The 18,984-nt window shown below is 60.7% G+C and carries 10 protein-coding genes; 3 read left to right on the top strand and 7 right to left on the bottom strand.

Going from position 1 to position 18,984, the window contains the following annotated elements; translation table 11 throughout:
- Positions 1–31 precede the first annotated feature (31 nt).
- From EP30_RS00445 to EP30_RS00435, 3 genes are all read right to left on the bottom strand, one after another.
- Entirely contained in the window at positions 32–1,630 is a 1,599-nt protein-coding gene (locus tag EP30_RS00445) for an acyl-CoA carboxylase subunit beta (RefSeq protein WP_140555188.1), read from the bottom strand.
- The gene (locus tag EP30_RS00440) at positions 1,627–3,543 is read right to left on the bottom strand and encodes a biotin carboxylase N-terminal domain-containing protein (RefSeq protein ID WP_140555186.1); all 1,917 of its coding nucleotides are present in this window, start codon (positions 3,541–3,543) and stop codon (positions 1,627–1,629) included. Before EP30_RS00440 ends, EP30_RS00445 begins: the two co-directional genes overlap by 4 nt.
- 111 nt (positions 3,544–3,654) lie before the next feature.
- Positions 3,655–4,800 (bottom strand): biotin--[acetyl-CoA-carboxylase] ligase, encoded by a 1,146-nt coding sequence (locus EP30_RS00435; RefSeq protein WP_181160718.1) that lies wholly within the window; start codon positions 4,798–4,800, stop codon positions 3,655–3,657.
- Between the two features lie 296 nt (positions 4,801–5,096).
- On the opposite strand from EP30_RS00435, the gene EP30_RS00430 reads away from it, so the two are divergent.
- Positions 5,097–5,714 carry a biotin transporter BioY gene (locus tag EP30_RS00430; RefSeq protein WP_140555182.1) on the top strand — a complete coding sequence of 206 codons (618 nt, stop codon included), beginning with the start codon at positions 5,097–5,099 and terminating at the stop codon, positions 5,712–5,714.
- A gap of 1,103 nt (positions 5,715–6,817) precedes the next feature.
- Here the strand turns inward: EP30_RS00430 and EP30_RS00425 are convergent.
- Complete coding sequence (locus EP30_RS00425; RefSeq protein ID WP_140555180.1) at positions 6,818–10,324, bottom strand: SpaA isopeptide-forming pilin-related protein; 3,507 nt, start codon at positions 10,322–10,324, stop codon at positions 6,818–6,820.
- Between the two features lie 232 nt (positions 10,325–10,556).
- On the bottom strand, positions 10,557–11,831 hold the full coding sequence (locus EP30_RS00420; protein WP_223848134.1) for a SpaA isopeptide-forming pilin-related protein: 1,275 nt from the start codon (positions 11,829–11,831) through the stop codon (positions 10,557–10,559).
- A gap of 1,212 nt (positions 11,832–13,043) precedes the next feature.
- On the opposite strand from EP30_RS00420, the gene EP30_RS00415 reads away from it, so the two are divergent.
- Both EP30_RS00415 and EP30_RS11030 read left to right on the top strand, forming a co-directional pair.
- Complete coding sequence (locus tag EP30_RS00415; RefSeq protein ID WP_140555177.1) at positions 13,044–15,035, top strand: DUF6020 family protein; 1,992 nt, start codon at positions 13,044–13,046, stop codon at positions 15,033–15,035.
- Between the two features lie 800 nt (positions 15,036–15,835).
- Positions 15,836–17,251, top strand: a complete 1,416-nt coding sequence (locus EP30_RS11030) for a CdaR family transcriptional regulator (protein WP_140555175.1) — start codon at positions 15,836–15,838, stop codon at positions 17,249–17,251.
- 510 nt (positions 17,252–17,761) lie between these two features.
- On the opposite strand, the gene rplA is transcribed toward EP30_RS11030, so the two are convergent.
- A complete protein-coding gene (gene rplA, locus EP30_RS00405) occupies positions 17,762–18,451 on the bottom strand; it encodes a 50S ribosomal protein L1 (RefSeq protein ID WP_140555173.1) in 690 nt (229 codons plus the stop codon).
- Positions 18,452–18,465: 14 nt separating this feature from the next.
- Entirely contained in the window at positions 18,466–18,897 is a 432-nt protein-coding gene (rplK, locus tag EP30_RS00400; protein WP_094662202.1) for a 50S ribosomal protein L11, read from the bottom strand.
- Positions 18,898–18,984 lie beyond the last annotated feature (87 nt).

The following is an 18,984-nucleotide window of genomic DNA, read 5'->3' as shown; positions in this document are numbered from 1 at the left end:
TCAGTGTGTTTCATATGCCGTCCACGGTGGTTCACAGCGGCTGGTTGCCGTGGTGCTTCGTGGTCTTCCGATGACGACGTTTAGTCGCCAGCAGTTTGAGTGATCGTTCGATCACGTCGCGCGTCTGTTCCGGGTCGATCATCGCGTCGATCTGTCCCATTTCGAGCGACAGGTTCGCGTTCACGGTGGTCCTTTCGTATTCGGCGGCGAGTTCGGCGCGGAGCTTGTCCACGTCGCGTCCGGCCTCCTTGGCTTTCTGCAGGTCCTTGCGGTGGATGATGTTCACGGCTCCGGTGGCGCCGAGCACGGCGATCTGTGAGCTGGGCCATGCCACGTTCACGTCGGCGCCGATGGCCTTGGATCCCATCACGATGTATGCGCCGCCGAATGCCTTGCGCAGGATCACGGTGATCATGGGCACCTGCGCGTTGGCGTACGCGTAGATCACCTTGGCGCCGCGACGGATGATGCCCGCATGCTCCTGGTCGGCGCCCGGCTTGTATCCGGGGGTGTCCACGAGCGTGATGACGGGCAGGTTGAACGCGTCGCACAGGCGCACGAATCGTGCCACCTTCTCGCTGGCGTCCACGTCGAGGATGCCGGCGTTCACATTCGGCTGGTTCGCGACGATGCCGACCGGTCGTCCGTTCACGCAGGCGAAGCCGACGACGGCGGAGCGCGCGAACAGTTCGTGCACCTGCACGAATTCGCCGTAGTCGACGATGCAGCGGATCACGTCGAGTACGTCGTACGGCTGACGGTCGTTGTCGGGCATGATCTCGGCCAGTCGTTTGGCGGCCTCCTGCTCGGCGCGGCCGGATGCGAACGCGTAGACGGGCGCCTCCTCGTCGCTGTTCGACGGCAGGTAGGCGAGCACGGTGCGCGCGTAGTCGATCGCGTCGGCCTCGTCCTCGCCAAGGTAGTGGGCCACGCCGGACTTGGCATTGTGCACGTAGCCGCCGCCGAGTTCATCCATGCTGATCGTCTCACCGGTGGCTGCCTTGACCACGTCCGGTCCGGTGACGAACATGTCGGAGTTCTCACGGGTCATGATGATCAGGTCGGTGAGCGCCGGGCAGTAGACGGCACCGCCGGCGCATGGGCCGAGGATGATCGAGATCTGCGGGATGAATCCGCTGGCGTCGCAGGTCTTGCGGAAGATGTGCCCGTACTGGGTGAGTGCGGCCACGCCTTCCTGGATGCGGGCGCCACCGGAGTCGATGAGCGCGACGACGGGGATCTTCAGGTCCATCGCCATGTCCATGAGATGGCAGATCTTGCGGCCTTCCGCCGTGCCGAGCGTGCCGCCGCGCACGGAGAAGTCCTGCGCGTACACGGCCACCTTGCGTCCGTACACGGTGCCGAATCCGGTGATCACCGCGGAGCCGGCCTTGCCGTCGTTGATATCGCCGCCGTTGAACCGGCCGATCTCCTCGAACGTGTCGGAATCGAACAGCAGGTCGAGTCGTTCGCGTGCCGTGTACTTGCCTTTGGCGTGCTGACGTTTGACGGCCTTTTCCTCGGCGTCGCGGGCCAGCTGCGCGGCCCGTACGATGGTGGCGCGCATCGGTTGCGCCGACTGCGCCTGATGCGCGGGGGCGTCGATGCGCATGCCCATGACGTCGGTCATTTCACGTCCTCCTTCTTCGCGTCTGCTGTCGCATCGTCGGACTGATCGTTCGTCTTGCCGCCGTCCTGACCCGCCTTGCCGTCCTTACCGCCGCCGTTGATGTCGAGCGTGACGAGGGTCTCCCCCGCCTCCACGCCGTCGGCCGGCGACACGAAGATCTTCGTCACCGTGCCCTTGACCGGCGCGTACACGTAGTTCTCCATCTTCATGGATTCGAGTACGACGAGCAGATCGCCCTTGGCGACCGTCTGCCCCTCCGCCACGTTGATGCGCGTGACCACGGCCTGCATGGGCGAGGCGATGATGCCGGACGCGGCGCCATCGTCATGCCGGGTGCCGGTGTCGACGTTGTGCAGTCCCTGACCGCGCAACGGCTGCGTGGGCCGACGATCGCCGCGGCGGGACGCGCCCCCACCCATGCCGGCCAGCATGGCCTCGGGCATGGTGAGTTTGACGCGCTTGTCGTCCACTTCGATCACGAACGTCTCGGCGGCCGACGTACGGCGTTCGGCCACGTTCGGGCCGGTCGTACCGGACTGCGACGCGGGCTGACCCGCCACCGTGGAGTGCGGGGTCTTATTGAGGTATGTGCGTTCCAGCCATTTGGTGGTCACGGAGAACGGATGACCCTCGGCCGTGAATTCTGGGTTGGTGAAGATCTTCTGGAACAGGCTCTGCGGCGTGGGCACGCCTTCGATCTCCATCTCGCGCAGCGCCCGGCGCACACGGGCCACGGCGGATGCGCGGTCCTGCGCGGTGACGACCACCTTGCCCATCATCGAATCGAACTTCGGGGAGACGGTGTCGCCCTCCTCCACACCGGAGTCGATGCGGATGCCGGGGCCGGACGGCCACACGATCCTCTCCAGCGTGCCGGAGCTCGGCGTGAGGTTCGTGGCGGGGTCCTCGCATGTGATGCGCAGCTCGAAGCTGTGGCCGCGCGGGGCCGGTGCCTGGGTCAGCGTGCCGCCGCTAGCGATGACGAGCTGTTCGCGCACCAGATCAAGACCGCTCACCTCCTCGCTCACCGTATGCTCCACCTGCAGTCGGGGATTGACCTCGAGGAAGTACACCTTGCCGGCGGGCGTGACCATGAACTCGCAGGTGCCGAGACCCACGTAGTTCACCTGGTCGAACAGTCGCTTGGAGAAGCCGATGAGCCGCTGCGTCACCTCGTCGGGCAGGAACGGCGCCGGCGCCTCCTCCACGAGCTTCTGGTTGCGGCGCTGCACCGAGCAGTCGCGCGTGGAATAGACGGTGAAGTTGCCGTGGCTGTCGCGGCCGGACTGCGTCTCCACGTGACGGGCGCGATCGACGAACTTCTCGATGAAGTAGTCCTGCAGATCGCCGCCCTGCAAGGCGTCGTGGTTCATGAAGAACCGGCGCAGCTCGTCGTCGTTGTGCACCACGGTGATGCCATGGCCGCCACCGCCGTCGGCGCGCTTGAGCATCACCGGATAGCCGTGCGAATTGGCGAAGTCGAGCAGTTCGCGCATGTCGGTGACCGGCTCGGACAGACCGGGCACGGGCGGCACCTTGGCGGACTCGGCCACGCGGCGGGCGCTGATCTTGTCGCCCAGATCCACAAGAGCCTTGGGACTCGGCCCCACCCATGTGATGCCATCGTTGATCACCTTGCGCGCGAAATCGGGTACTTCGGACAGGAAGCCGTAGCCGGGATGCACAGCGTCCGCACCGGACCGGTCCACGATCTCCATGATCTTGTCCTCGTTGAGATACGTGTCCTTGTACGTGTCGCCGGACAGCAGATACGCTTCGTCGGCCATCTGCGCGGCCATGGACTCACGATCCTGTTCCGCGTACACCACCACGGTGGCGATGCCCATCTCTTGGGCGGTACGCACCACCCGCAGCGCGATCTCGCCGCGGTTCGCTATCAGCAGTTTCTTCATGATTCCTTTCCGTACCGTTCGTTGTGCTTACTCGATCAAGACTTGATGTGCCGGTCTGCCAGCCGTTGTGTTGGTGGTCGTTGTTGTGTTGCCGACCACCGTGTGCCGGCGCTATTCGACGCCCACATCCCCCGTGGTCACGGTGACGATCTCGTCGTCCGCGGTGCGGATGGTCAGCGACGCGTCGGCGTTGATGGACTCCGCCACGCCCTCCACCACCTGTCCGCTGGTCACGCCGTTCTGCGCAAGTCGTGCGGTCACATGACGACCGAGCGTCCAGCTCACTGCCACGGTCTCCTTGCGCAGCGTTTCGGCCGCGGCGACCGGATCGGCCGCCAGCAGGGTGAGCCGATGCCGCAACGACGATGCGATGCCGTTGGCGATCCGATTGCGCAGTTCCGCGTATTCGGGCAGATCGTTCACCTGCAGTTGCAGTGATGTGGACTGATCGGTCGGCAGACGATCAGCCGGCACGAACAGATTCAGACCGATGCCGAACACGACGATCGCGGTGTCCCCACGCACGGCGGCCAGTTCGGCGAGGATGCCGCCGAGTTTGCGACCGGTCAGATACACGTCGTTCGGCCATTTCAGAGCGAGTCGAGGTTCGGGCCGGTCGTGTTGTGCACGACCGTCGTGATCATCACCTTGTGTAACTTGATTATCGTTATCGTGAACATTCTTGACGCCTTCAGAACATCCGCCGTATCCGGCCTCGTTCTGCCGATCCACGGCGACCAGCCCTGTCGTCTTCTCCAACGCGTCGATGGCCGCGAGTCCCGCGGCCATGGTCATCCACCCTGAGCTTCCCCCATCGAGCAGCGCCTTGGGCACTGCCGTCACAAACGTGCCGACGAACGATTCGCCCGGCTCGTTGTACCATGTGCGATCCAGTCGTCCACGACCGGCCGTCTGCGTATCCGACAGCACCACGCTCATCGGCACACGCTGCTCGAAGTCCGATGCAACGGCAGACGATTCGGTGGCCGACGATTCGGCATGTCCATCGTCGAACAGGCCACGCACCACATCCACGCAATCAATGTCGTCTTCAGCGAGCGCCCGACGAACCGAACTGGTCGCATAGGTGTTGGTCGAATCCACACTCGTCAGCACACGCACGGAATCGGCGGACTGCACGGAATCATTGGAATCAGCGACGTCGCCGGCGCAATTGGGAACGGCGATCAGTGGCGTCCCGTCGGAGGCACGATCATCCTTGGCTCCCATGCCGGTGCACTGATCCGACCGTTCCATACAGGCTCCTTGCCGCGCGACGATGATTCCCCGACCGATGCCCACACCCATGGCACCGGTTGTATCCCACAACCTACTCGCGTACGCATTGCACCCGAAAGACGGCAGACGACAAAATTCCCGATCGGATTTTGTATGCTCCTACAAACCGTTCCGTAGCCTGGATCCCTAGGATGAATGCCATACAGTAAACAATTGGCTTGATTGCAACGTTTTCACGTCATGGATCAAGTCGCATATGACGAGTGGGGACGTCAATCGATGTTGATCGCCGCCATGACGGAAAGGGAATTTGTATGAACGCACAACACAGCAACCAGCCTCTTAGCGAAGTCTCCAGGACCGCCGACTCCACGCGCGCACGTCGTCTGCTGGTCTCCGGGGCCAAGGTGCTGCTGTTTGCCGGACTGATGTGGGCGTCGGCCGCGGTCGGTGAGATTCCGGTGCCGGGCACGCCGGTGCCGATCACCCTGCAGACGTTCGTGGTGATGCTTGCCGCACTGACGCTCAGCTGGCGTGAGGCCGGCTCCTCGATGGCCGTCTACCTTGCCGCCGGTGCCGCGGGTCTGCCGGTGTTCGCGGGTGGCGCGTCCACGGCCGCACTGTTCGGTCCGAGCGCCGGATTCCTGATCGGCTTCCTGCCCGGCGTGATCGTGGCCGCCCTGCTGCGAGGCAAGGCACGCACCGGTTCGGTCGCCCAGCGTGCGCTCACTGCACTGCGCTACTTCGGTGCCAGCCTGATCGGCTGCGTGGTTGTGGTGTATGCGTTCGGCTTCGTGATCCAGTCCGCGCTCACCGGTGCGCCGATCGCCACCGTCGCGCTCGCCTCGATGGGCTTCGTGGCCGGTGATCTGATCAAGGCCGCTGTCGCCTCGCTCGCTTGCGCCGGCTTCTCCGGCTTCGCCCGTCACTGATCAAGCCTCAATCTCGCTGGACCGCTGGTCTCGCAGGTCCCGCTGATCCCACTGATCCCACTGATCCCGCAGCGTGGGATACTGCAGAGGACCAAGCGGGATTGATTAGTCGACTGAAAACACCCTGACGTGGCAGAGAGCGCGGAATATGACGCATTTTGCGTTTTCTGCCAAAGACCGTGGCAGAGAGTGTGAATACAGCGCGATCTTGTATTCTCTGCCACGGGCTGTGGCAACGAGTTCAAATACTGCGCGGTTCTACGTTCCCTGCCACATAATCATGGTAGAGAACGCGAATATCCCATAATCCTGCATTCCCTGCCACGGGCTGTGGCAGCGAGCATAAAACATAGGAAAATCTATATTCTCTGCCACGTAATTCATAGACCTATCGTCATCATGCACCACACTGGCGTGGCAAGCAATGACGAATCACGCGATATACAGATTCTCTGCCACGCAGACGCGTCCAATATGCAGTTTCTCCGTGGCAGAGAACGAAGAAATAACGCATTGTTGCGTTCCTTGCCAGAGGTCGTGGCAGAGAATACAAAAATACGAACAATCAACGTTCCCTGCCACAAAACCTGAGAACTCGGATACAACACCCAATGCAGAATCATCACCACAGTGCACATCCGACGCACGCGTGCGACAAACCCACACTAAGCAACACCCTTCAGTGCACATCCAACACACGCGTGCGACAAACCCGCAGTATGGAACACGCCTCAGTACACATTCAACACACACGCAAAGCAAAGACCGCGCCGAGCGACCGGCACAACCTCGTTTTTACGCATCCAACACACGAGCGAAGCAAACCCGCAGCAAGCAACACCCTTCAGTGCACATCCGACGCACGTGTGAGATGAACCCGCACTAAGGGACACGCCTCAGTGCGTATCCGACGCACGCATGCGACAAACCCGCAGTAAGGAACACGCCTCAGTGCACATTCAACACACGCGCAAGACGAACCCGCAGGCGCGTGAGACATAGTGGCGATAAGTCATAGTGGAGCGGCCTGGCTTAAGTCGTCGACTCAAGTCAGGCCGGAACTCCATCTCAGGATCACGGCATCACTCGCCGCATCAAGACCGCTACTCGCCGCGGCGCTTCATGCGTTCGTAGGCGATTGCGGAACCCAACGCGAGCACTGCGATGCCGCCGCCGGCGATCGCCCACATGCGCGCGTCGCCACCGGTGAACGGCAGACTGCTCACCGCGCCCACGTTCACGAATGTGGCGGAATCGGCACCCGTATCGGCAGAGCCACCAGCGCCACCAGCGCCGTCGGCCTTCTCATAGGCGATGCTCACCACCGGATTCGCCGCTGGATTCACGGTGATCGTGACGTTCCACACATCCTTCGAGTAGACGAGTCCTCCCGCAGTGCCGCCTGTGCCGGGCTGGCCATCGGTACCGATCTCCGTGATCGTGTACGTGTAGGTCGTCTTTTCGGTCACGTTCGCAAACGCGATGTTCCCGTAGCTCGCGGACAACGTCTGATCAGTACCGTTGCCGGTGATGCTGATGTCGCAGTACTTGTCCTTCGCCACGGTGCCCTGATTGATGCAACCGTCAGTCGGCAGCGGAGCCGAGTCAGCATGCTCACCCGAACCAGCCAGTCGGAACTTGAACGTCGTATTCTTGGCCCAGGTTCCGTTCTGCACGGTCTTGGTGACCATCGGCGCGCCAACCGGACTCTTGCTGTCGCCGATCATGCCGCTGGTCTCGCCGTCGCGCACTGGGTGAAGAACCGGGTTATCTGCATTGACATTATCAGACGTGGGAATGGTGAACGTGTACTCGTTGGGGTTGAGATCATACCCATCCGGCGCGGTCTTCTCCTTGAGCGTATACGTGCCGGGGGCCAGTCCGCGGATGAGGAACTTGCCGTCGACCTTGTCCTGATCGGCGTAGGTGTACCCGTTGCCGTCGCTGTTGGCCGGGCAATGACCGTTCTTGTCGGGCTCATTCTTATCGTTGACAGGCACGCAATCCGTGATCGTCTTGGAGAAAACACTGTCCTTACGGGTGAGCGTCCACGCGGATCCGGCAAGCGGTGTCGGATTGGTCTTGTCGGAGTCCGCTGCGTCGATCTTCGTCCATTCGACCGCGAATATGCTGTTGCCGATTTCGTTGTCGGGCAGCACGCCTCCGTCCACGCTGATCGGCGGAGAGAAGCTCTGGGCGTCGGCCGTGAACGTGTAGGTCTTGTTGGACAGCTGATATCCGTCCGGTGCCTTGATCTCGGTCAACGTGAACTGTTTCCCGTCGGCAAGATTGTCGATGGAGAAGACGCCTGGTTCGGGGTTCATGTCCTTGCCCACGTACTTGGTCTGATCGCTGCCGGTGTTGTCGGTGACGATCAGCGACGGCGTGGTGCTCGGATCGAATTTGCCAGTCGTCGCGTTGTAGTCGTAGTGCCAGCAGTAGTTAAGCGTGTACGTGACCCTGTCGGCGTATTCGCTGGACCAGTTTTTCGGATCCTGCTCGTCGAGCGTCAGGCAGTTGGACGGTTCCAGATCCCATTGGTTCGCGCCCGGACCGGTCACCTTCCACTCGGATCCGGCGATCGCAGCCTTGGTGTCGGCGTCGATCTTGGTCCATGTGGCGGCGTCCGGCGTGGCGAAGATCACGCGCCCGTTGGATCCGAACGCGCCGCCGGACAGTCGTGCCGCATTGTGCTTGAACAGCACACGCGCGTTCGTCCACGCGGCGTTGAGACCTGCGTCGTTCGTGGGGATGGCCTTCAATGCGATACCGCCCTCGGTGTCGTCAATGCCGTGCTTCTTGTTGTCCCCGTGGGCCTGCTGCAACAAAGCAGGCTCTTGTTCCACACGAGTGGCTTCGGCGTATCGCAGATATTTGCCACTGCTCTTATCGGGCGCATCGCTGCCGTCATGCTTGTACGCTCTGACGGCGTTTGCCCCCTGACCGCCATCCTTCTGCTGATATTTGTCGGCGAAACCGCTGGTCATGGTTTCCGGCTGACCGTCCCAGTACCAGGTGACGGCAGCTTTGTCACGATTCGTGAACCATGTGTTGAGCAGCTCGAATGCGTTATAGGTGATCTTCCCCCACTGGCTCTTCCACCCCGGGTTCATCAAAGCCAGATCGTCGCCGGCCTCAGTGGGGAATCCCGTTTTCTCTTCGTGGTTTTCCGGGTTCTCGTCGATCGACTCGTCGACCGTGTTATTGAGCAGTGCGATGTTGCCGCCCTGCGAGGCGCTGGCATTACCGGACGGGCAGAGCCACAAGCCACCACCGAAGTGGCCGGCCTTGTTGAGCGTGGCCACGGCCGGTGCCACATACGTGGTGGAGTCCTCCTCGGTGTAGATGGCACCGCCAAGATACCCGGACGTGTTGTTGATGTATTCACCACCGAGGATGAATCCCTTGGAGTTGCCGTTCTGCAGGAAGATCGCACCACCCGCGCCGCCGTGTCCGATAGTTCCCTTGGTATCAGTGGTACCGGAGGCCGTCTCAAGACCGGTGTTATCAGTGAATTTTACGGTGTTGCTATCCTCGATTCCCGCCCAGTTGCCGTCGAACAGCGGTTTGTCACCGTTCTTGTTCGACACGGTGAGCGATCCCTTGGCGTAGACCGCACCGCCACCGCTCATGTATGCGGTGCTGACGGTGTGGTTGCCGGTGAATTTTCCACCGGAGATTGTCATCTCACCACGATCCTGGGAGATGGCACCGCCACCCTGGCCATCGTCATTCCCCTTGGCCGTGTTCTTTTCAAACTTCGGTATCGTCTTTCCACTGTCCCCCGATGTGACCACCAACGTACCGTTGCTGTGGATCGCTCCGCCCTTGGTGCCGGCCGTGTTGCCGGAGAACGTACCGCCGTCCACGAGCATGGTGCCCTTGGTCGAGTCCTGCATGATCACACCGGCGGCCATATTGGACGTATTGTTCGTGAACGTGCCGCCGTGGACTTCGATTCGTCCACCGTCGCCCTCGTTATACACTACGGATCCGCGTTCGCTCGTGTTGGTAGAGAACGTGCCGCCGCTGATCACGATGGTGCCGTTCGTCTGATGAACGAGGCCGCCATTGCCATTCGTCGTGTTGTTTGTAAACGACCCGCCGTTGATGGTCACCGTGCCGCCGTTGCTCTCGGCCACCGCGCTGGCACCAGCCCGCAGCTTGGTGAACGTGCCGCCGTTGATGGTCAGACTTCCGCCGTTGTTCAGATGAACCAGCGATCCGTGTGCCTGATCGTCGGTGTTGGTGAAGGTAAGTTGGTTGTTTTCATCATCACCGATGACAATGCTGCCGCCGTTCTGCACATCGAACAGCTTGCCGGATCCCGACCACGTGAACTGATGTTCACCGTTGGATACGATAGTCAACTGGCATGCGACAGTAGTGTCATTGCCCTTGTTGTCCGCATTGAGAGCGATGTCGCCGTTGACGATCACTCGCTTGGTCTGTCCCGCAGTGCAGGGGAATGCCGCCTGCAGAAAGCTCGCGGCGTCATTGACCGTGGCGTCCGGCTCCGCAGCATTGGCCGTCACTCCTACTGCCAACGGACCTATGGCCAGAGCCGCCACTATGCCGGCAAAACCAGCCAATACACGCTTTGCACCCATCAAATTCAATTCCTCGTTGCTCTTCTCTCGCGTTGCGTCACGCACGCAAATGTCGTCATTACGACTGTCGTAGTCGTTCGACGTTGCTGATTGTCATTCCTGACTATGAATGGCCGACAATCGCCATCGACCATTCACAGCCGGTTATTAGTACACGTTCATATAAACCGAGTTTGCGTCCGGACCATGCAACGTATAGCCCGGACGCAAACTCAGTTACTACCCGATCAGATCAGGCGCGCAGAGCACGCTTGGTGGAACGGGACTTGAGGAACACCGTACCGGCAGCAGCGGCCAGCAGCACGCCGACAGCCGAGAACAGGATCGTTCCAGCAGCACCGGTAAGCGGCAGCTGCGTAATGGACTTCACGTTCTTGACGGTCACACCGTTAGTCGTATCCCCGTCGACAAGGCCCCAAGTGTCATTCGTATCCACGTCGTATGCGGAAACCGTGCCGTCCTTGCCAATGGTCACGGTGAAGGACGGCAACGCGGTCTGCAGATAATCGTCGGCAGCCTTGATCTCCTCAACGGTGTACGTACCTTCAGTCAGAGCCTGCACAATCACAGAACCCTGAGAACTTCCACTCACAAAGAAACCAGCTGCCTTCCGATCAACATCATCCGTCGGCAACTTCGTAACATCAGGCTTGGTATTCGTCCAGGTCCAGTTGCTGTTGGAGTACAGACCGTACTCGCCCTTATCGTTCTTCACCACGAACACGGCATTAGCAACCGGCAGATTATTGGCATCCTTCTTGTGGAAGGTAAAACCACCCTTGTGGGTTTCGACCGAGTTGCTCTTAGCATCAATGACACCGGCACCGATCACACCATTGGAGTTCTGAATTGTAGGGGCGGCATTGTCGATCTTGGTACCAGCGAGGAAGGGGCCATTCTCCACCCACACCAACTTCGAATTTTCGTCATCGGTGACAGTCACTTCGCCGCTCTGATCGACAATCAGGTACAGACCTGCGCTTTCAAACGAGAAAGTCAAGGTCTTACCGTCATTGGAAGCGTCAGGCGTAATGTCAGTCTCTGCAGAATTCTTCAGTGCGTCCACAAAGCCCTTAGTCTGATCAGTCGTCCACGTGCCGGAAGTCGTGCCAAGCCACTGCCATGGGTCATTCCCATTCTTAGCAGCATCATAGCCAGCCGCCGCGAATGCGGCATTGGCCGCGTCACCGGTGATACCATCAACCAGCTTGATACCAGTTCCACTGGCATTGGGAACCGCCTCATAACCTGCAAGCTTGACGTACTTGAATTCACGCAAATTCTTCTGCAAATTCTGCGTATCAACGGGCTTAGTGTAAAACTGCTGAGCATCCGATGCCGTTACAGTAATCGTTTTGTTGTCCGCAAAGCTCACCGGCTCAGCCGCGCTGGCGGTGCTGATGCCGAGGGCCATGCCGCTGAGGAGTGTGGCCGCGGCGGCGAGGCCTGCAAACAGTTTCTTCATAGTCATAGCGAAATATCTCTCTTTCTGCTCCGCTATTGCCATTGATTCCTGCACTCGCGGCATAGGGCACAACATCGCACCCCCATACCCGACCACACGAATCGAGGATTACCCCCACACATACAGTTATACCCCCGTATGCGAAACAAATCGAATTCGAGAAAAAGTTCACATTGACTTTGTTCACAAATCATAACGCCACTTGAGCGTTCGTATTTTTGCAAGAAATAATACATCTGACATCATGCAAATGATACCTTTTATACCCCTTTACCCCCTATTCTATTGCGCACCACACTCGGCGCACCGCACATGATCCTCCGCAATACAACAGCACCCGCCGCATCAATATGGCTTCAAGCATTCACACGGCCCGACACCATCGCAGACAATCCACACTCCCAGCACACCAAGCCTCATATTTCAATTGATAACCACCACATCCAACCAACATCCGATCTCTGTTAGTGCACCCCACACACACAACCCACAATCCCGACAATTACGGTATGACCAACCTACAATTCGGGAGTGTCTCTTTAAGTGTGTAACTGGTCTTGGTCGCATGCGTGCGTCGGATACGCACTGGATCGGGTTTCCTACTGCGGGTTCGTCCCGGATGTTCGTCGGATACGCAGCGAAGCACGTCCTTCAGTGCGGGTTTGTCTTAGGTGTGCGTCGAATGTGCACTGAAGCGCGTCCCCTAGTGCGGGTTTGGCACAAACGTGCGTCGGATACGCACCGAGGCGTGCGGCTCGGTGCGGGTTCGTCACACGCGTGCGTCGAACAAGCACTGGAGCGTGTCCCCGGTGCTTGTTCGACGTCTCTGTGCGTCATATGCGCATCAGGGCGTGCGTCCGGTGCTTGTTCGGTGCATACGTGCGTCAGATACGCACCGAGGCGTGGAACCGTCTTTCTGCATGTCGTCACTGCTTCGATCGGCGCTGCTCTCAAGCGAGAGCCCCTTCCCGCCGGCCTCGCGACTGGCAGACAAGACCAGTCACACACCCACCAAGACACTCCCTATAATTCTCATGATTTTGGCCCCAGTAGATAACCGATGCGCCCCTGTACACAAGTTCGGTTATTCCGTGCAAATCCCTACAATCAGTGACGATGACGAGCACAGTACAAACGAATGCAATCGAGGCAATGAATACGGCACGCAATCCGCACGAATCGGCACGCAGGGCACCACACACAGTCCGCACAGCGCGCACTTCACGCACTACGCGCGCATCCGAACCACCGCGCATGGTACGCGCGCTATGCCGCACGGTGGCGACGCTCGCCTGCCTATGGTTGGCGTTCTGCTCCGCGGTCGGACCGATCTATCGTGCCGACGGGTCGATCGCGGAGTTCTCGATCTGGAACGCGCTGCTCGGCGCGGTCATGTTCTGCGTCTATCTCACGATCGTGCATGTACTCGCCACGGCCGTCGGTCGGCGGCACAGTCATACCGCCCGCAATCACACCGCCCGCAATCGCATAATCCCCAGTGTTGTGCACACCATCCACACCGTCAGTGGACAAATCTGCGGATTCCTGCGCCGACTCGCGCGCCCGGCGACCACCATTATCGTCAAGCACGAGCGCACCATCATACGCCATACCAGCAGCACACGCCGCATCTTCACGGTGCTGGTCGTGGGATGGGCGTGGTGCTATATCACGCTGCTCAGCGCGTTCGGCGCAGACGTGTTCTCACAGATCCGCGAATTCACGTCGTTCTGGCAGCAGTCGCACGGCAATCCACAGCCGTATCTCGACGGCACGAATATCGTCAGCACGATCATGGACGTCTATCCGACCGCGCATTATCTGTGGCCGGCCGACCCCACATTCCTCACGAACCAACACAACATACTGCTCACATTGCTGTACGGCGGCATGGGCTACGCGAGTCAGACGCTCACGGGCGCGCCCGACGCGGGACTGATCATCCTGTCCGGCATGCAGTTCCTGTTCGTCGCGTTCTGCTGCGCGGCGACGGCGAATCGATTCCTCAACCGTCCGTTTGCGACGGGCGTCAGCGGCGGCACTGCGTCGGCCGTCACCCGCGTGATCGTGTTCGTTTTGCTGCTGCTCAACCCGATCGTGATCTTCAGCACGATCTCACTGACCAAATCGCCGCTGTTCGCATTCGCATTCGTCTGGTGGTTCGGCGCACTGTATGAGCTGTATGCCACGTCCGCATACGGCGGCACGACTGCATCCAGCGGCACGACTGTCTGCGACGGCACGATTGCGTACGACGGCACCGACTCCCCCGCCACCGCGGCACCCATCACCCCCACCAAACCCCGTCGCATCACGGTGATCGCGCTCGCACTCAGCACGCTTGTCATGCTGGCGAGCGCCAAATACGGCCTGTACATCGTGGCACTGCAACTCGTACTCGCCCTGCTCGCCGACCGCAAACGCTGGCGCACCTATGCGGTCGCCCTGCTCATTCCGCTCATCGCATTCCAGGGCATGATCACCGCGCTCACCGCCACGAACACGATCATCGGGGGCGATCCGATCGAAAGCAAGGGCGTGCAATTGCAGCAGATCGGACGCATCGCCCAGCGCGATCCGGACAGCATTCCGGCGAGCGCTCGCGAGAAGATCGCCCCGATCATCGATCTCGACGGCGCGGCCAAGGCGTACTTCCCCAACGACGCCGACCGTATGAAATCGTCGGGCAGTTCCGAAAGCAAGACCATCGCCTACCAGTGGCGTACGGTCACCGCCGACGATATGAAGGATTTCAACAGCGCCTGGCTTGACATCGTCAAGGCGAGTCCGGTGGTCGCGATCGACGCGCTGCTCGCCAAATGCTACGGCTATTTCGACGTGTTCGACGTGCCGTATGTGTCGGCGATCTATTACGTGAACAACGGCAAGGTGCAGAACGATACCGCGGTGATCAGCCGTTGGAATCATGACTGGCGGAACGCGGTGGCGGGATTCGCGAACGGATGGTCGCATATTCCCGTGCTCGGCTGGCCGATTCACGGTAATTTCTGGACGATCCTCACGCTTGTGGTCGGTGCCGCCGAGGTGGTGCGACGTCGTTGGCGTGCGCTCGCCTATCATCTGCCGATGCTGCTGCTTATGGGCGTGATGATCACCGCTCCGGCGAACAATTTCGACCGTCATATGCTCCCGCTGGTCTTTTGTTTCGCCTTCCTGGCCCTCTGGTTCCGCCGCGATAGCGGGGATGCGCCTGAGAGGGTCGATCGATCGCAAGCGAGTCGTTGAGCCGAATCTTGCATCGGAACACGTTCTCGCGCGACTGAACGATACCGTCCGCCGAAGAGGTGCCGACTATGCTGGGGCGTATGGCATTTTCAGTTCGTTCCGCGTTTTCGAGAGGCAGTCGCAGCAAGCAGTCGGCACCGGTGCCTGATCCGAAGCCTGTCGGCGACGCGGCGGACAGCGTGACGGACAGTGCCGACAGCACCGACGGCGCCAACAACACTGCGGATAGGACCGCGACAGGCACGACTGAACCGACGGCGACGACGGGAGCGGGAGCGGCGAACCACGTTGCTCATGCCGAACGGGCTGGTGCAAGCGATTCAGCCAGTGCACACGGGACGATAGCCGGTTCGGCGATAAGCGATTCGTCCAACGCCGTCTCCGAACGATCCACTTCCGCGGCAAGAACGCGGACAACCAAACGCACCCGGCATATCGTCGTCACCGAGGTTGTACCTCCGGCCTCGGAAAGCGAAAAGACACGGTCCAAGACCAAGTCCACACAACCGCGACGCCGCACCACCGTCCGGACCAAGCCGATCATACTCAACGATGATCATGAGCCCGATGCTGCCGATGTATCCGCGGTGACCAGTGCACACGGTGTTGCATCGGCATCGGCTGTGGGTTCAGCGACGGCGGCGGGTTCGGCGACGTCGCTGCGGAAGACATCGCCCGCGCGGACAACATCGTCTGTGACGAATTCGCCGTCCGTAACGACATACAGGGCCTCATCCGGGGACTCATCGGGGTCCGCAAATTCCGCAGACGCCTCCCCCGCATCCGTTCCCGCATCCTCCGTGGCCGACGAAGCGGAACAACTGGCCGCGCGATTCCGTCGTCGGCAGCCGCATGTCAAGCCGGTCGATCTGCCGCCCGCGCTGCGGGAACTCGTGCGCGAGGCGGAACTGCAACTCAACACCGATCTCGCGTGGTATCGCGCGCTCAACGCCGCCGACAAAAACCAGCTCCGCATGATCATCGAAACGGCCGTGACGGATTTCGTCGACTGGTTCTCGCAGATCGACGCGTCGGCGTTCGCCGATTCACTGATTGTCGATGCCCACGACGGCGATACTGGCAACGGCAGGCACGGCACCGACTCCGGCAGCGCGGACTCCACCAATCCCAGCGCCGCTTCCGACACCGACCACAGCGCCAGAGCCGACACCGACCACGCGTCGCCCACGTCCCACAAGCCGCTATCCTCGGCCGATATCGCCGACGAATTCCTGCACCCGTCCACCGATCACATCTTCTTTGTGGCACCGCTCGAATTCACCAAGTCGATCACACTCAATCAGACGGTGGAACTCACGCGGTTCATCGTAGACGTGCTCGAACGCAACGTCACGCGCATCGCCAAACCGGGGCGCGAACAGGACATGCGCAACGCCATGCTCTATTATTCGCGCGAAGTGGCGTTCTCGGCCGCCACCGTCTACGCATCGTCGGCGCAGGCGCGCGGCGATTGGGATGCACGACTCGAAGCGCTCACCATCGCCGATCTGCTCGACGGCGTGACCAGCCATCAGGTGTCGTCGCGCATGAGTCTGCTCGGATGGTCGAACGAATTCCACTGCTTCGCCATGGCCGGGCATATGCGTAGTCATACCGGCGATATCAGTCTGAGTATGGCACATCGTCAGATCCGGGAAGCCGTGCGATCGTTGGGCGGCGAATGTCTGATCGGCGAACATGAGACGCTGATGGTCGCGCTGATCGATCCCCGCAACGGTGGCGAACCAGAGGACTATTTCCAAGCGGTGGCGGAGTATTTCGCCGACGATTCGCCAGTGAGCATCGGGCCGGTGCGTGAGGGACTCGACGGTGCCGCGTACACGTTGCGTGCGGCGGTGAACAGTCACCGTGCGTCGCGTTGCCTGACCGATCTTCCCCGGCCGTTGCGCAGTGACGACGTGCTGCCCGAACGTGCGCTGCTCGGCGATGCCGACGCCCGACGTGAACTGTACGACAACGTATACAGTGTGCTACGCGGCGACGATACCGAGAATCCGCTGCTGCTTACGCTGTCCACGTTCCTGCGGTCCGGCAATTCGCTCGACGCTACCGCGCGCGAGCTCAACGTGCATCCGAATACCGTGCGATACCGACTCAAGCGGTCGGTGGAGGTGACGGGCTGGGATCCGATGAATCCGCGCGAGGCGTACGTGCTGCTCACCGCCATCAAGATCGGTCTGATGCTCGACGATTGATCGGCAGCGACGATCATTTGTTCATTCGGCCCGGACGGCACGGATCGTCAACGCGGATGGCACGGATACGCTGCGGGTTTGTCATCATTCATCAGTGGATCCGCAGCGAACCAGCACCCACACTGCGGGTCCGTGCTGGTCTATCAATGAACCCGCAGCGAACGAACCGCCACGCTGCGGGTTTACGCCAAACCAACTGCACACCCGCAGCGAACGGATTCCTGCGCTGCGGGTCCGTATCTCAGCCACACCCAATCCGCAGTTAATGGCCAATGATGATCGTGATGATCAAGCTTTCCGGGGACATTTCGGCATGGTACCGTTCCGGAAAAGAAAAAGAAGGGCCCCGGAACGTGACTGTGCACTGTTCCGGGGTCCTTCCCGTTGCAATCTTTGCTTATCAAAAGCTGGAGCGGAGCCACCGCCGGACAACCGCCCTACCGGGACCAGTACGAACCGGATGGGAGGAAATCGGCGGCGGCTCCACCGAAATCACTGAACCGACTGAAATCAGACGGTGGCCACGTCCACCGGAACGCCGGGGTTCATGGTGGAGGTGATGGTGACCTTGGTGACGTAGCGGCCCTTCACCGTGGTCGGCTTGAGACGCTTGATCTCGTCGGCAACGGCCTTGAAGTTCTCGTCGAGGGCCTTCTCGTCGAAGGAGAGCTTGCCCACGAGGAAGCTCAGGTTGCCGTGCTTGTCCACGCGGAAGTCAACCTTACCGCCCTTGATGTCCTTGACGGCCTTGGTCACGTCCATGGTCACGGTGCCGGTCTTGGGGTTCGGCATCAGGCCACGGGGACCGAGGATACGGCCCAGACGGCCGACCTTGCCCATCATGTCCGGAGTGGCGACCACGGCGTCGAAGTCGAGGAAGCCGCCCTGAACCTTGGCGATCAGATCGTCATCGCCGACGATGTCGGCGCCGGCCTCGGTGGCCTCGGTGGCCTTCGGGCCACGGGCGAACACGAGCACGCGGGCGGTCTTACCGGTACCGTTCGGCAGGTTCACGGAACCGCGAACCAGCTGGTCGGCCTTGCGGGGATCCACGTTCAGGCGGTACACGGCCTCGACGGTCTGGTCGAAGTTGTACTCGGGCATGCTCTTGAGCAGGGCGATGGCCTCGTTGGGGGTGTACAGGTTGCTGCTATCGATCTTCTCGGCAGCGGCGAGGTACTTCTTGGAACGCTTTACCATGTGTCCTTCTCCTCTCAGTCCGTAACCGTGATGCCCATGGAGCGGGCGGTGCCTTCGATGATCTTCATGCCGGCTTCGATGTCACGAGCGGACAGGTCTTCCATCTTGATCTCGGCGATCTCGCGGACCTGAGCCTTGGTGACGGAGCCGACCTTGTGGGTCAGCGGGTTTTCGGTGCCCTTGTCGACGCCAGCGGCCTTCTTCAGCAGAGCCGCGGCCGGCGGGGTCTTCAGGATGAAGGTGAAGGAGCGGTCTTCGTAGACGGTGATCTCAACAGGGATGACCTGACCCATCTTGTCCTGCGTCTGGGCATTATATGCCTTGCAGAAGTCCATGATGTTCACGCCGTGGGAACCCAGGGCCGGGCCCAGCGGCGGGGCCGGGTTGGCCTTGCCAGCCTGAATCTGGAGCTTGATCAGCGCCGAGACTTTCTTCTTAGGAGCCATTGTATGGTTCTTCTTTCTGTGAAGCGGTCAGACGGAACCCGTTCACGGCGCATGGCACGACCGTTCGAGATCGAAAGGACGACAACG

It is taken from the genome of Bifidobacterium sp. UTCIF-39, assembly GCF_006408715.1.
In the GTDB taxonomy this organism is placed as follows: domain Bacteria; phylum Actinomycetota; class Actinomycetes; order Actinomycetales; family Bifidobacteriaceae; genus Galliscardovia; species Galliscardovia tissieri.
Note: the sequence above shows the minus strand (reverse complement) of the source record. Positions and strands in the feature narration are given on the sequence as shown.